Annotated in this window: 12 protein-coding genes and 1 riboswitch; of the genes, 4 read left to right on the forward strand and 8 right to left on the reverse strand. The window is 51.8% G+C overall.

The features are described 5' to 3' along the window. Positions 1-10: 10 nt before the first annotated feature. From BM202_RS01900 to BM202_RS01910, 3 genes are read right to left on the reverse strand one after another with little or no spacing between them, the layout of a single operon-like run. The gene (locus BM202_RS01900; RefSeq protein ID WP_093822768.1) at positions 11-406 is read right to left on the reverse strand and encodes a type II toxin-antitoxin system VapC family toxin; all 396 of its coding nucleotides are present in this window, start codon (positions 404-406) and stop codon (positions 11-13) included. Continuing rightward, entirely contained in the window at positions 406-630 is a 225-nt protein-coding gene (locus tag BM202_RS01905; protein WP_093822769.1) for a hypothetical protein, read from the reverse strand. Before BM202_RS01905 ends, BM202_RS01900 begins: the two co-directional genes overlap by 1 nt. Positions 631-689: 59 nt before the next feature. After that, positions 690-2,162, reverse strand: coding sequence for a cobyric acid synthase (locus BM202_RS01910; RefSeq protein WP_093822770.1), 1,473 nt, complete (start codon positions 2,160-2,162; stop codon positions 690-692). 96 nt (positions 2,163-2,258) lie between these two features. Further along, a riboswitch (TPP riboswitch) is annotated at positions 2,259-2,361 on the forward strand. Positions 2,362-2,427: 66 nt separating this feature from the next. Here BM202_RS01910 and thiM point away from each other — a divergent pair. From thiM to tenA, 4 genes are all read left to right on the forward strand, one after another. Continuing rightward, positions 2,428-3,234, forward strand: coding sequence for a hydroxyethylthiazole kinase (thiM, locus tag BM202_RS01915; protein ID WP_093822771.1), 807 nt, complete (start codon positions 2,428-2,430; stop codon positions 3,232-3,234). Next, positions 3,231-3,857: a thiamine phosphate synthase gene (gene thiE / locus BM202_RS01920; RefSeq protein WP_093822772.1), complete on the forward strand. Its 627-nt coding sequence runs from the start codon at positions 3,231-3,233 to the stop codon at positions 3,855-3,857. Before thiM ends, thiE begins: the two co-directional genes overlap by 4 nt. Then, on the forward strand, positions 3,854-4,660 hold the full coding sequence (thiD, locus tag BM202_RS01925; RefSeq protein ID WP_093822773.1) for a bifunctional hydroxymethylpyrimidine kinase/phosphomethylpyrimidine kinase: 807 nt from the start codon (positions 3,854-3,856) through the stop codon (positions 4,658-4,660). The genes thiE and thiD overlap by 4 nt, the downstream gene beginning before the upstream one ends. Positions 4,661-4,797: 137 nt before the next feature. Continuing rightward, the gene (gene tenA / locus BM202_RS01930) at positions 4,798-5,448 is read left to right on the forward strand and encodes a thiaminase II (protein WP_093822774.1); all 651 of its coding nucleotides are present in this window, start codon (positions 4,798-4,800) and stop codon (positions 5,446-5,448) included. Here the strand turns inward: tenA and BM202_RS01935 are convergent. The 5 genes from BM202_RS01935 to BM202_RS01955 form a co-directional block, all read right to left on the reverse strand. Next, positions 5,445-7,382, reverse strand: coding sequence for a putative cobaltochelatase (locus BM202_RS01935; protein WP_093822775.1), 1,938 nt, complete (start codon positions 7,380-7,382; stop codon positions 5,445-5,447). The two genes, tenA and BM202_RS01935, sit on opposite strands and share 4 nt — an antisense overlap. Positions 7,383-7,418: 36 nt before the next feature. Beyond that, positions 7,419-7,805, reverse strand: a complete 387-nt coding sequence (locus tag BM202_RS01940; protein ID WP_093822776.1) for a VOC family protein — start codon at positions 7,803-7,805, stop codon at positions 7,419-7,421. Positions 7,806-7,829: 24 nt separating this feature from the next. After that, the gene (locus BM202_RS01945) at positions 7,830-8,093 is read right to left on the reverse strand and encodes a VOC family protein (RefSeq protein WP_143100619.1); all 264 of its coding nucleotides are present in this window, start codon (positions 8,091-8,093) and stop codon (positions 7,830-7,832) included. 255 nt (positions 8,094-8,348) lie between these two features. After that, positions 8,349-12,638: a cobaltochelatase subunit CobN gene (gene cobN, locus BM202_RS01950; protein ID WP_093822778.1), complete on the reverse strand. Its 4,290-nt coding sequence runs from the start codon at positions 12,636-12,638 to the stop codon at positions 8,349-8,351. Between the two features lie 4 nt (positions 12,639-12,642). Further along, entirely contained in the window at positions 12,643-14,001 is a 1,359-nt protein-coding gene (locus BM202_RS01955; protein WP_245776488.1) for a cobyrinic acid a,c-diamide synthase CobB, read from the reverse strand. Between the last annotated feature and the right edge of the window lie 14 nt (positions 14,002-14,015).

The following is a 14,015-nucleotide window of genomic DNA, read 5'->3' on the forward strand; positions in this document are numbered from 1 at the left end:
GGCTCGACGTCTAAGCTTCGATCAATTGAATTTGAGGGATATAGTCACTAAAACGTGCATCTGCCGAAATGATCGGCATTTTTTCAGCAAAGGCTGCGGCCAAAATTAAGCGATCAAAGGGATCGCGATGATCAGTAATCAAGGGTATAGAATTGTAAGCGGCAATGTGGGTATTTCTGATTGGGAGTAGTTGAAATCCATCCTTATACAACTGATTAACCAAGGCTTCAATTGATAAGGTGAGCTCAGGAAGTTTACCAATCTTTTGTTTAATCGCAATTTCAAAAAGGCTTATCTGACTAACCCAGATAGTATTATTTTCAAGAATTGTGCGGGCATTATCTTCTATCTTACCTGGACTTATGATAGCCCAAATAAAAACTTGTGTATCAATTAAATAACTCATTACATGTATTCTCTAAGATCGTCAAGAGGATCATTAAAGTTATCAGGAATAGTATACTGTCCCGCCAAACTACCCAATTTAACCCCTTTAGATGGCTCAAGACGAGGAGTCTCGTCTTGCTCTCCCAGAAACAAAACGACCACTTTTGACTTTCCGGTGATTGGTGGATTCTCGGTCAAAATAAGGTTTCCGTCTTCGTAGATACCGTTTACTGCCGTGTACATAGTGATTACCGTGTTCTAGTACGATTTCCAAAGATAACGATTTGAGTCGGGTATCCGTTTCAGCACCGCAAACTAGCGTAAATCTGGTCCATGTCTACGTGCGCCCGAATTACATCGGCTAGCCGGTCGTATTGTTGCGCCTTAAAATTCTGAAAATCAATAGCTTGCCCACCGGATTCTGTGGTATAATCAGCCAGTAGATCGTCGATCACAACGGCATTGTCCAGAATGCCGTGCAGATACGTACCCCAGCATTTTCGGTTCAGGAAATAACCCTCCGGCCGGCCGTCAGACAAATGGGTAACGGGTCGGGATTCGCCAGACGTAGTGGTTTCTCCCATATGAATTTCGTAGCCCATGCAGGACGCCAACGTCTCGCGGTATGTAAACTGTCGTTGCTCCGTTGTCTTTATCGGTTGAAGTATCGTCTGAACGGGCAGCAAGCCTAAACCGGGCATGGCTTCGATGGTACCTTCCAGGTGATCGGGGTCTTCGATGGTTTCGCCCAGCATCTGATAACCTCCGCAGATGCCGATAACCGTTTTACCTTTTTTATATACGGTATAAATCGCCTGAGCAACCCCGCTGTTTTTAATCGCCAGTAAGTCTTCAATGGTATTTTTGCTCCCCGGTAGAATTACAATATCGGCCTTTTCAATTTCGTCGGGCTGATTGGTATAAAAAAGATTGACGCGGGGATCACGTTCCAACTGGTCGAAGTCGGTGAAGTTGGACAGGCGTTTCAATAAAATCACTGCTACGTTCACCTTCCCCACCACCGCCGACCGGAACTTGGCTTCCAGTGATACGGAGTCTTCCTGCTCAATGAAAATATCCCGAAAGTAGGGCAAAATTCCCACCACGGGCAGGCCCGTTAATTCTTCCAGCATTCGTTTACCGTCCTCAAACAGTCGGGCATCTCCCCGAAACTTATTGACGATAATGCCTTTGATGCACGCCCGCTCTTCGGGTGTTAGCAATGCAATAGTGCCGTATACACTCCCGAACAGTCCACCCCGGTCGATGTCGCCAATCAGGTACGTAGCAGCTCCCGCGTGGGCGGCCATGCGCAGGTTCGTAATGTCGCGGTGCTTCAGATTTAGCTCCGAAATGCTCCCCGCTCCCTCCATCACGACGGGCGAATAGCGACTCGCCAACCGGTCGAACGCCTGTTTCACAGAAGTGAACAATTCATTCCGGTCATTGGCCATAAAATACTCGTAAGCCGACTGTGTACCAATGGGTTTGCCGTTCAGAATCACCTGCGACGATTTGTCCGTTGTCGGTTTGAGCAACACCGGATTCATATCGGTATGGCAGGGAATACCAGCCGCTTCGGCCTGCACGGCCTGCGCCCGGCCAATCTCCAACCCGTCGGGTGTTGCGTAGCTGTTCAGCGACATATTTTGCGCCTTGAACGGGGCTGGCTGGTAGCCATCCTGTTTGAAAATACGGCAAAAACCAGCCGTAATGACACTTTTACCAACGTCGGAGGCCGTACCGACAAACATTATAGGACGAAGTGTGGGCATATTACGTACCAGACCGTTACGGCACCGATAGACTCATTAGCGTAAGAAACTACGAAGGTAAGCCTTTAATGTATTCCCAAATCGCCTACCTTTGGGAAACAACTTTAGGGGTGTCGGTTCGGGTACTGAACTGACTGAGATAATACCCTCACAACCTGATGCCGTTTGTACGGCCGTAGGGAAAAGTTAGCTCTCCTCCCATTTTCGTCAGGCCGCTGTCTTTTCGCCCTTGAAGTTGCTGTTTTTCATTCATCTAAACAGCACTATGTCTTTATCAGCCCAATCTATCTGGAATGATGTGGAGCAAATTCGCTCCGTGGCTCCACTTGTTCAGAGCATTACCAATTTTGTGGTCATGAACAACACCGCCAACGCGTTGCTGGCGCTGGGTGCTTCGCCCGCTATGGTCCACGCTGTAGACGAAGTAGAGGAATTCGTTTTTATCGCCAATGCACTGGTTATCAACATCGGAACCCTAGACGCAAACTTTGTGGCGGGCATGAAACTAGCCATGAAGAAGGCGCATGAACTCGGCAAACCGATTGTATTTGATCCAGTAGGCGTCGGTGCTACTACGTATCGAAATCAGGTAAGCCGGGAACTGCTGGCAATTGCCGCGCCCACGATCATCCGGGGGAATGCCTCCGAGATTATGGCGCTGGCGGGTCTTAATGCATATACCAAAGGGGTCGATAGTACGCATGGCTCATCGGCGGCTCTGGATGGTGCGCGCCAGTTGAGTACGGGCCTGGGTAGTGTAGTGGTCATTAGTGGAGCCGAAGATTATGTCGTTCACGGTGAACGAGTGGCGGTCATCGCGAACGGGCATCCTATGATGACGAAAGTAACGGGTATGGGATGTACAGCAACAGCACTAACAGCCGCCTTTGCCGCCATAAACCCCGATCCATTTGCAGCCAGTGTGCACAGCATGGCGGTGATGGGTATCGCGGGCGAACTAGCGGCCAACCAATCGCCCGGCCCCGGTAGCCTGCAACTGAATTTCCTCGACCTTCTATATCAGCTTACGTATCAGACCATTGCCGATACGCTCAAACTAACGTACCTGTGAATCAACTGTATCTGGTTACGGACAGTGCCATCAGCCAACAGGCGGGTCATTCGTTGCCGTTCGTGGTCGCCGAAGCCTGTCGGGCGGGTGTCCGATGGATTCAATTGCGCGAAAAGCAGTTGTCAACCCGGGCGTTTATCGAGTTAGGTCTTGAGCTGAAACAGATTACGCAACACTACGGAGCCAAACTAATCATCAACGACCGGATCGATGTGGCGCTTGCCATTGATGCTGATGGTGTGCACATTGGTCAGGATGATATGCCGTTTACAATGGTACGTTCGCTAATCGGGCCCGACAAACTCATTGGCTTATCCATTAATAATGAAGCTGAACTTCAGGCCACTCGACATTGGCATGTTGATTACCTGGGCATCGCAACGATCTTCCCAACGGGCACCAAACAGGATACAGCCAGTATTTTAGGCATCGATGGCTTGCAACGTATCTGTGCACAAACCCGGCTCCCGGCGTTCGCGATTGGTGGGATCAAGGCATCGAACATTCAGGCGGTCATGCAGTCGGGCGTAACGGGCGTTGCCGTTGTTTCCGCCATTTGCGGCCAGCCATCGCCTTACGAAGCTAGCCGCGAATTGATCCATTTACTTTCTCAACCGCTATGAAAACATACACCAGAGTCCTGACCATTGCCGGTTCTGATAGTGGCGGTGGCGCGGGTATTCAGGCCGACCTGAAAACGTTTGCCGCCTTGGGCTGCTACGGCATGTCGGTCCTGACGGCCTTAACGGCCCAGAACACCCAAAAAGTCACGGCCATTCATCCGGTACCGCCCGCATTTATCGCGGAACAATTGAAAGCAGTTCTGAGCGACATTGGCACCGATGCGGTTAAAATCGGTATGCTGCACTCGCCCGAAGTGATTGCCGCCGTAGCTAAAACGCTGGTCGAATTTAGCGTAACCAACGTAGTGATTGATCCGGTGATGGTGGCCAAAAGCGGAGACAAGCTGTTGCAGGATGAAGCCATCGATGCACTCAAAACCGAACTGCTTCCTCTTGCTGCACTTATCACCCCAAACCTTCCCGAAGCCAGTGTTTTATTAGGGTATTCCGTCGAAACGCTGGCAGATATGGAGCGAGCCGCCCACGATTTATCAGAATTATTTCCCAGTGCTATTCTGGTGAAAGGTGGGCATCTGGCATCTCAGGCAAGTTCAGATTTGCTTTACGAATCGTCGAAAGAAACGTACTGGTTTCCAACGCAGCGTATCGATACGCAGAATTCTCACGGAACAGGCTGCACCCTTTCATCGGCCATCGCGGCTGGACTGGCAAAAGGGCTTCCCATGCGTGAGGCTGTTGGTTCGGCAAAGATTTATTTGACCAACGCGTTGCAAGCCGGGGCTGATTATTCACTCGGGCACGGACATGGGCCTGTTCATCATTTCTTTAACTATTGGTCGTAATCATAATTTACCTCACCCCAGCCCCTCTCCTGAAAACCAGGAGAGGGGCTGAAAAATTGTCGAATTTTCTCCCCTCCCCCTTAGTTCAAGGGGAGGGGCCGGGGGTGGGGTGATCCACCTATTAACTCTTTCAATTCATGCGTTTTACCGATCAACTCTGGCAGCAGATTACGCCCATATACGAATCCATTTTAACGCACGGTTTTGTCCGTGAATTAGCCACTGGAACCTTGCCGTCCGCTACGTTTCAGTACTACATTCAACAGGATGCTCTCTACCTGATTGATTTCAGCCGGGCGCTGGCCCAATTGGCCGTTAAAGCCGATACACCCGACGATATGCTGCTCCTGACGCAGTTTGCAGAAAACGCCATTCGGGTGGAACGGGTGTTGCACGAAACGTATTTCTCGCTGTATGACATTCAGCCCGAAACGGTTAAAATGCCGGCCTGCTTTGCCTACACCAACTTTATGCTGGCCACTACGTCGGTGCAGTCTTTGGCCGTGGGGGCGGCTGCCGTATTGCCCTGTTTCTGGATTTATCGGGAGGTGGGCAAGGCAATTTATCAACAAACTGTTTCCCAGAATCCGTACCAGGCCTGGATTGATACGTATGCGGGCGATGCGTTCGACGAAGTTGTTACGCAGATGCTGGAACTGACCAACCGACTGGCCGGTGAAGTCAGTCCCAAAGATCGGAACAAAATGGCGGATGCTTTCTACCAATCCAGCCGGTTGGAATGGTACTTCTGGAATGATGCCTACATCCTCAATCAATGGTCGGTTTAAACTCGAATCCTTCCTGAAACAGTCTGCGTAATGGTCTCGGCCGATAGCTCATCGAGCGACAGGCAATCGGCACCCAGCGCTTTCGCCAGGTCAGCCGCCCGACCCAATCGCAGATAATCATTGTCAGTATCGAGCACCAACGCTGGAATTTGCCGTTCGCGGAGCTGATCGGCGATGCCCAATGTCTGTTGCCACGCGTCGCCCCCGCCGGGAAGGGCTACATTCGCTTTCCCATCGCTGAGAATGATCAGCAAAGGCTGTAAATCCTGATGTTTCAGATGACTAACTACCTGAGAAGCCAGCTGCAACGCGTGGGGCAAGGGCGTACGACCACCCGTCGGTAGGTTTCGCATCGCCTGTTCGGCCAGTTCAATACTATGGGTAGGTTCCAGCAAGAGTTGGGCTTCGACACCGCGAAAAGCAATCACTCCCACGCTATCCCGACGCTGATAAGCATTTGTCAATAGGCTGAGAACACTGCCTTTTACGGCTTCCATGCGTCGGCTCGCGGCCATCGACCCCGACGCATCCACGACGAACAGGATAAGATTACCCGTTTTGCCGATACGCAGGTTCTGATGCAGGTCATCCCGAATAATTCCCCAATCGTCGGCATCCCGAAGCAGGGCGTGTTGCACGGTTGCCGAAATAGCTACGTTCGTCGGGGATTTATCCGGTACGGCGCGAATCGTAGTGCCTCGTTGGGGATTCATCACCGGACTCCGGCGTCCTACGGGTACTTGTTGCCGGAACGTATTGGATTCAATCGAAATTGGTGCAACAACAGACAAAGGCATTACCCCAAAAACCTGCTCTTGTTGGGGCGACTCGGCGGGTTCACCATCACTTTCCGCAGGTGAATCACCTACCGAATTCTGTGTGGTTTCGGAAGGCTGATTCGATTCATTTTCAGTTTGTGACTGATTCGGCGGAGGAGCTTGCTGCATCAGTTCATCCAATTTATTGTCAGGTAATCGGCTTTCCTCAAACGGCTTTTTACGCTGTCGATGCACGAGGGCTAATTCGGCGGCCTGGCGAATGTCATCCGCGGTTACGTCGGTACGTCCTGCCAGGGCCGCCAGCGTCAGGGCCGTTTTATACATAACAATATCGGCTCGCAAACTGGTTACGTTCAGTTCGGTACAAAGCTGGCTAATCAGCGTTAATAAGCCATCGGCTAACGTAACGGAAGGCAGTAATTTTCGAGCTTTTTGAATCTGATTGTGTAATGCCTGTTGTTGGTCAGCCCATTTCGCAGCAAATGCAGTTGGGTCAGAATCGAAAGCAATACGTCGGCGGACAACTTCAGTACGTTCGGCTACGTCGCGCGGAGCGTCAACATCCACCATCAGCCCGAACCGGTCAAGAAATTGCGGGCGCAGGTTTCCTTCTTCGGGATTCATGGTTCCGATGAGTGTGAAGCGTGCGGGGTGACTCATGGATAGTCCTTCCCGCTGAATCGTATTGACACCCATAGCCGCTACGTCCAGCAGCACATCAACCAGATGGTCGGGCAATAGATTAACCTCGTCGATGTACAGAATACCCCGATGGGCGGTCGCCAGCAAACCGGGTTGCAGTTTCTTTTTCCGCTCCACTAACACCCCCTCCAGATCCAGACTCCCTACAACTCGGTCTTCTGTAGCACCCAGCGGCAGATTGACAAAGGGAACGGCTACGTCTTCCACCTGCCAATCGAGTTGTTGACAGGCTTCGCACAGATCCAGCGGCTCTTCGGGCGGACAGTTGAAGCGCGACCCTGCCACCCGCGGAATAGGCGGCATAATGTCGGCAAGACCACGAGCCGCCGTACTTTTCGCCGTCCCCTTTTCCCCCCGAATCAGCACACCGCCAATGCCGGGATTCACCGCGCAAAGCAGGAGCGCCTGTTTGAGTTTTTGTTGAGCAACAAGGGCTGAGAACGGGTACGTCATGAGCGTCTTTTCTGAATAGATTCTGTGGATTCACTGTCACTCAAAATCATCATTGGGCTCCCAAAGCTCAATAATGTTGCCTTCCGGGTCGAGAATATGCACGAATTTGCCATAATCATACGCTGTTATGTCATCCACAATGGTCACATTGTCCCGCTTCAATTCATCAACCAACGCAGCTATATTTTCCACCCGGTAGTTGATCATAAACGGCTTAGTCGACGGATTGAAATAGGTCGTGTCGTTGGGAAACGCACACCAGGCGGTAGATCCTTTTTTCGACGGATCATCGGCCTGCCGCCACTCAAATGTCGTCCCGTATTCGCCGGTCGTCAATCCCAGGTTTTTGGCATACCAATCGTTCATGCCCTGCGGGTCATTGCATTTGAAAAATATGCCGCCCAGGCCCGTTACTTTTTTCATAGCAGTCAATTTTAGTTACTGTCATTACCACTGCTGAATAATTACACAAACATCGGACTCATCTTTCAAGGCAAACTCTCTTGCTCCCCACGGCCTCATCGATACCACCTTTGCGTTAGGGTGTACTAATTCTGGATGTGACGATTTTATTTTCGTATAAACTTCCTCAATATCCGTTGTAACAAGTCTGAGTTCTGGTCTGTCTTTTTCAGCGTATTCCTTATTTTGAATTAAGTGAATAGCCAACCCATCTTTTTCTACGACACAAAAAGGTTGTTGTGATGCCAATTCTTCGTACCCAATTTTTAGTCAAGGCAGTCCACAAAAAGGGTCAATCCTACTTGAATGTCCGTGTAGAATAGGTTCGGAACTAGTTTGGTAAATTTCATCTGTGCGTCGTTTAAAGTGAATGATTTCCCTACAGTTGGTATTACGTACAAATAAAGTAGCTGCTCAACGTAATAGATTTACGTTGATCTTTCCGTAGATTCTTCGACGCATTTTTTATTCCTGCCAACTGACTTTACTACGTCCGGCTTAACCTCATTCGCTTCGCACTTCCAGTAATTCTTCACTTTGTAAATAAACGGCCTGCAAGGCACGTAGTGTTTCGGGCGATGGCTCGGCCCACATGCCCCGTTGGGCAGCTTCGAGAAGTCGTTCGGCAATGGCGTTCAGTGCCCACGGATTACTGTCGGCAAAGAACTGCTGCATGGCCGGGTCGAGCGCATACGTTTCGCTTACTTTCTGGTACATCCAATCGTCAACAACCTGGGCTGTAGCATCATAACCAAACAAATAATCGACCGTAGCCGTAAGTTCCAGACCACCTTTGTAGCCATGTTTTTTGATGCTTTCCAGCCATTTCGGATTGACAACCCGCGACCGGAACACACGCAACGCTTCTTCTTTCAAATCCCGCACAACGGGTTGGGCGGGATTTTGCGAATCGCCAAAATAATGCTTCGGTTGCTGCCCGGTCAGGCTACGTATCGTGGCGATCATTCCGCCGTGGAATTGCAGGTAATCGTCACTGTCGAAAATGTCATGCTCCCGATTATCCTGATTGTGTAAGGCCACTTCCACGCCCGAAAGCCGCTGTTTGAATTCCGACCGGGCATCCACACCCTGCGCCGTTCTTGAGTACGCGTAACCGCCCCAGTTGACGTAGGCCTGGGCAAAATCGGCATCGGCATGCCAGTTTTTTTCGTTGATAAGAGGCAGAATTCCAGCCCCATAACTACCGGGAGCCGCGCCGAAAATCCGGTAACTCGCTCGCTCTTCGGCTTCTTCAATGGGCATGTCCTGTGCTCGTAACTCAGCGAGATCATTCAGGTAATGCTTGCGGACGAAATTCTGCTCCAGTGGCTCGTCAAGGGCCAGCACGCGCTGGACAGCGTCATCCAGCAAATCAATCAGATGCGGGAAAGCATCCCGAAAAAAGCCACTGATGCGCGTTGTTACGTCGATCCGGGGGCGACCTAACTCCTCCAGCGAAATCACCTCCACGTCGATCACCCGGCGACTTTCGACCTGCCACACCGGACGAACGCCCAGCAAAGCCAGAATTTCCGCTACGTCATCGCCATTGGTGCGCATGGCGCTGGTTCCCCAAATGCTGATGCCAACGCTTTCGGGATATGTACCGGTTTCTTTCACATGCCGGGCGAGCACTTCGCGGGCGAGTTGTTGCCCCACTTCCCAGGCGGCCTGCGACGGCAACGCACGCGGATCGACCGCATAGAAGTTACGCCCCGTTGGCAGAATGTGCGCCATGCCGCGCGTGGGTGCACCACTTGGCCCGGCAGGTATATACCCACCCGAAAGCCCGTGCAGAAGATTCGTAATTTCCTCATCAGTGCGGGCCAGATTGGGCAGGAGTTGCTCACAAACAAATGCCAACACCTGTCGAATTCCTGCCAGCCCTTCCCCTATCGGTACTACGTTAAACGTCTCAAACAAGACCTGATCGATACGTTGTGCCTGAAAACGATGCTGTTGCAGCACCCGAAACAGATGATTGCTTAACTCATCAATAACTTCCAGCGCGTCAGCCCCAGTCACGACCGGTCGACCGGCCAAATCGATAAATTGCTGTGGTATCTGGCTTATCCGCTGGCCTTTCTGCGTTTGCAGCGTTGGCAAATCAAAGCTAAAAAAGGTGGCCATTTCCGTCTGCAATCCAGGCACTGATATGTTCGGCAGGCGAGTCAGCGATTGTAACATATCGACCAGCGCATCATCGGTAGGCATCTCGCCGAGCGTGTGCAAACCGTTACGTATCTGGGCGGCACCCAATTCGCAGAGGTAACCGTCGATGTCTTCGATCAGGTGGGCAATGTCTTTGCCGTCCATTTCAGTCAGGCTCACGGGCACACCGTCGGGCGTCATGTCGTCGTCCCAATCGTGTTTATGGTCGCCATGATCACGTTGCAGCATGACCGACAGATCTTTATCCAGATTGGTTTGCTTAATGAGCGTCCATATCTGTCGTTGCAACAGGGGTAGCTTGGCCGGATCAAGTGTTTCGACCTGATAGTATTCGTCTACCAACTGCGTCAGTTGCGCCAGTTCGCCGTAGCTGTCGGCCGATGTCATAGGTGGCGTCAGGTGATCGATCACGACTGCATGCGCCCGCCGTTTCGCCTGTGCGCCTTCGCCCGGATCGTTGATGATAAACGGATAAAATAAGGGTAAATCGCCCAGAAATGCGTCCGGAAAACAAGTCGATGACAAACCGATTCCTTTCCCCGGTAACCATTCGAGCGTCCCATGCTTACCAACATGGACAATCGCGTCGGCTTTCCAGTCGTCTCGCAGCCAGCGATATAGCGCGTAATAGTGATGGGTCGGTGGCAAATCGGGTTGATGGTAAATAGCGTCGGGGTCCATGCCGTAGCCACGGGGCGGCTGCAAGGCAACGAACGCATTCCCCAGGTCCAGTCCTGCCAGCGCAATATTGCCATTGTGCACATAAGTTTCGCCGGGAGGTGGCCCCCACTGCTTCTGAATTCTGGCCTGCAAAGCATCGGGCAAATCCGCAAACCAGCGGGCATATTGAGCCGTCGATACGTGTCCGGCGGCATTCGCCAGTTGTTCAGGTGTCAGGTACGTTTGGTCGTAGGAACAGCGGTCGATGAGTTCGTGAATAAGGGCGGTACCGCTCACCGGCAGATTTTCGATCTGATACCCTTCAGCCTGCATGGCGTGCAGCATGTTCATCAGCGACGCCGGTGCGTCCAGCCCTACCGCGTTGCCAATCTGCGAGGCTTTTGCATTGGAATTCGTAAAAATGAACGCGATACGTTTCTGACTATTCGGCAAGCGTCGCAAGCGGGCGAAACGTACCGCCAGTCCGGTTACGCGCTCAATCCGGTCGTCTACGGGTTCGTAGCCCTTTGTCTCCCGGCCTTTCTCCTTGAATGAAATCGGTACGGTGATAATCCGTCCGTCAAATTCGGGAATCGCTACGTTCATAGCCGTGTCCAGTGAATTCAGTCCCCGACTCGATGATTCCCAGGGGCCGCGTCCCATGCCGCTGGTAATGGCCTGAAAGATAGGCACATTCAACCGCGTCAATGCGGCTGACGAACCGGTATCTTCGCCCGTTGGCTTGACGTCTGTCATGGCAAACGAGATGGTATTGATCAGATTATCAATGACAATGCCGCCCCGTTCGGGCTTGAAGAACTGAAAGGCGAACGGTTCGTTTGTTTCGGGATCGACGGTTTTGAGCGAGGATGTAAAAACTGGCAGTGCGTTGACATCTTTATCCTCCAGCGATCGAACTAGCGCGTCAATAAAGGCCGTATTACCGCTAATCCAGTGCGAGCGATAGAACGTAATGCCAACGGTTGGCCAGTCGGAATTATGCCGTTGCACCCAATCCGACAAGTCTGCGTTTTCGGGTAGATCAGGGTGGTAGATACCGTGCTCAGGTAACTGAATAGGCGCATCCGACCCGAAGCCCGTCATTAACAAATGATCGGACAGGAAGTACAGTAGTGAGCTAAGGTTCTGGTAACCACCCGCCTGAACGTAGGCCAGCGTATCGTGCAGAATAGCAGGCGATACCGTCGAAGCAGCCGCAAACTCGGGGTTCAGATCGCCCGTACCGCTGATCACGATCAGGTGCTGGCCCTTCTCGTTCGCCCGACGGACCAGTTCGTGAAAACCCGGCACGCTGCTCGGCCGACCGTGAATACGTAGCACGATGATCTGGGCTGCGCCAATTTCCCGGTCCAGCAGCTGCGCCATCTGCGCTTCACTTTTGATCGCCAATAAACTAATGCCCGATGTTTTCGGAAAGTCGTCTGGCAGGGATTGCAGAACAAGACTCAACGTTAGCAGATCAGTGTCGGCGTGGGTCAGAAAAACGATGCCGCCCGATGGCGTGGCCGTCTGACCAAGTTGCGTGGCTATTTCCGAACCTTTCCAGGTATAGAATTGAAAGACGTATTCCGACAATTCGGCGGGGGGAACCAGAAATCCATCGGCAGCAATCATGCTTTCGATGTAGTCGAAAATCGCGATTACCTGCCAGTCGCTGTTGATCGAATGGAACCAGACAGAGTTGCCGTCGAACAGCAACGTAACGACATTGGCCAGCGTGCACGGACCGAGGCAACCACCTTTGGTCATGTGTACTACGTTCCGGATTTTGCGCCGAAGCCACTCGGTTTTGTACAAATCGACGGGTACGGCGGCAAAGCCCCGATCGGTGCGGCCGCAGCAACAGGCGTTGTAGCAATACGACAAATGCCCCCGTCGCTGAACAAGATTGATGGCTTTTCCATCGGGCCGCATCACCCGCTGGCGTTTGATTTCAGTCATACTTTTAAATCGTAACGTAACGTTTATCAACGGATCTGGCCGAGAGCAACTGTCGGATAAATTCCGGTTTATCGCCCCAGTACACATGCAGGTAGGAGGCAAAGGTGTTTTGCACTCGGTATAACTTCGTCTCCACTGGTATTCCTTTCGCGTTCGTCACCGACGCGACGGACGGTTGCGCGCTACGTTCCTCTAAGATTGAATAGTGAAATTCATGGCCTTTCACCGTTAGTTCATCCCACTGAATAATCCGATAGCCAAGTGTCATTCTGGGCGCGAGCATCGACGTAGTGGTATCCAGCATACCAACCATTGGACATTCATATCCACCGGCATCTGTAATCGACTGGCCCAGGTACATCAACCCACCGCATTCGGCATAGGCCAACCCGTCCGACTGACAATACGCTCGAATGCTCTCCTGCATGGAAACATTCTGGCTCAGGGCTTCGGCATAAAGTTCGGGGTAGCCGCCGGGTAGGTACAGAAAATCCGTATGGGGAAGAACCGCATCGTGTAACGGACTGAAAAAAGTAACCTCGCCAAACCGAGTCAGCACGTCTATATTTTGGTGGTACATAAACGTAAATGCTTCATCACGAGCAATGGAAATCCTGATAGGCGCAGCGCTGGGCAACGAACGAGGTACGTATCGAATTGGAGTCGGCTCCGTGTGGGTTACCTCCAGAAGCCGATCAATATCAATGGTTTTGGGAATGGCTTCGGCAATGGTCTGGATAATGGTTTCGTAGTGTGTCTCGTCCGAAATATGTAGGCCCAGATGCCGCGACGGAATGGCAAATGCGGGATTGGACGGGAAATAGCCTAACGCTTCGACGCCCACATCGGCGCAGGCTTCGGCTAAAAAGCGATAATGCGATTCGGTACTGACGAAGTTGAAAATTGCGCCGACCAGGTTGATGCCTTTGTAAAAATTCTTGAATCCGTACAGCAACGGTGCGACTGAATAGGCCATCGCTTTGGCGTTGATAACCAGCACAACCGGACTATTCAGTAACTCAGCAATGGCAGCACTGCTTCCCTGCATGCGATCCGATCCATCGAACAAACCCATCACCCCTTCCGTCACCGCCACATCGGCAGAACCAGCGTACTGCGCGTAAACTTCCGCTACGTGTTGTTCGGCCGCCATGAACGCATCGAGATTGATGCTCGGGGTGCCTGCCGCTGTGGTATGATGTAACGTATCAATATAATCCGGCCCGCATTTAAACGGCTGTACGCGCAGGCCCCGGCTTTTCAGAGCACGTAGCAATCCCAGCGTAAGCGTGGTCTTACCGGAACCGCTGGACGGAGCCGCAATCAGGAAGTGGGATTTGAAAATGGGTTGATCGCTTGTCACCTCAATAAGCTGGT

It is taken from the genome of Spirosoma endophyticum, from assembly GCF_900112365.1.
GTDB classification, from domain to species: Bacteria; Bacteroidota; Bacteroidia; order Cytophagales; family Spirosomataceae; genus Spirosoma; species Spirosoma endophyticum.

Coding starts and splice junctions, on each gene's coding strand:
- BM202_RS01905 (WP_093822769.1), bottom strand. CDS start 630: ATGTACACGGCAGTAAACGGTATCTACGAAGACGGAAACCTTATTTTG.
- BM202_RS01935 (WP_093822775.1), bottom strand. CDS start 7,382: ATGACGTACCCGTTCTCAGCCCTTGTTGCTCAACAAAAACTCAAACAG.
- BM202_RS01900 (WP_093822768.1), bottom strand. CDS start 406: ATGAGTTATTTAATTGATACACAAGTTTTTATTTGGGCTATCATAAGT.
- tenA (WP_093822774.1), top strand. CDS start 4,798: ATGCGTTTTACCGATCAACTCTGGCAGCAGATTACGCCCATATACGAA.
- BM202_RS01910 (WP_093822770.1), bottom strand. CDS start 2,162: ATGCCCACACTTCGTCCTATAATGTTTGTCGGTACGGCCTCCGACGTT.
- thiD (WP_093822773.1), top strand. CDS start 3,854: ATGAAAACATACACCAGAGTCCTGACCATTGCCGGTTCTGATAGTGGC.
- thiM (WP_093822771.1), top strand. CDS start 2,428: ATGTCTTTATCAGCCCAATCTATCTGGAATGATGTGGAGCAAATTCGC.
- BM202_RS01940 (WP_093822776.1), bottom strand. CDS start 7,805: ATGAAAAAAGTAACGGGCCTGGGCGGCATATTTTTCAAATGCAATGAC.
- cobN (WP_093822778.1), bottom strand. CDS start 12,638: ATGACTGAAATCAAACGCCAGCGGGTGATGCGGCCCGATGGAAAAGCC.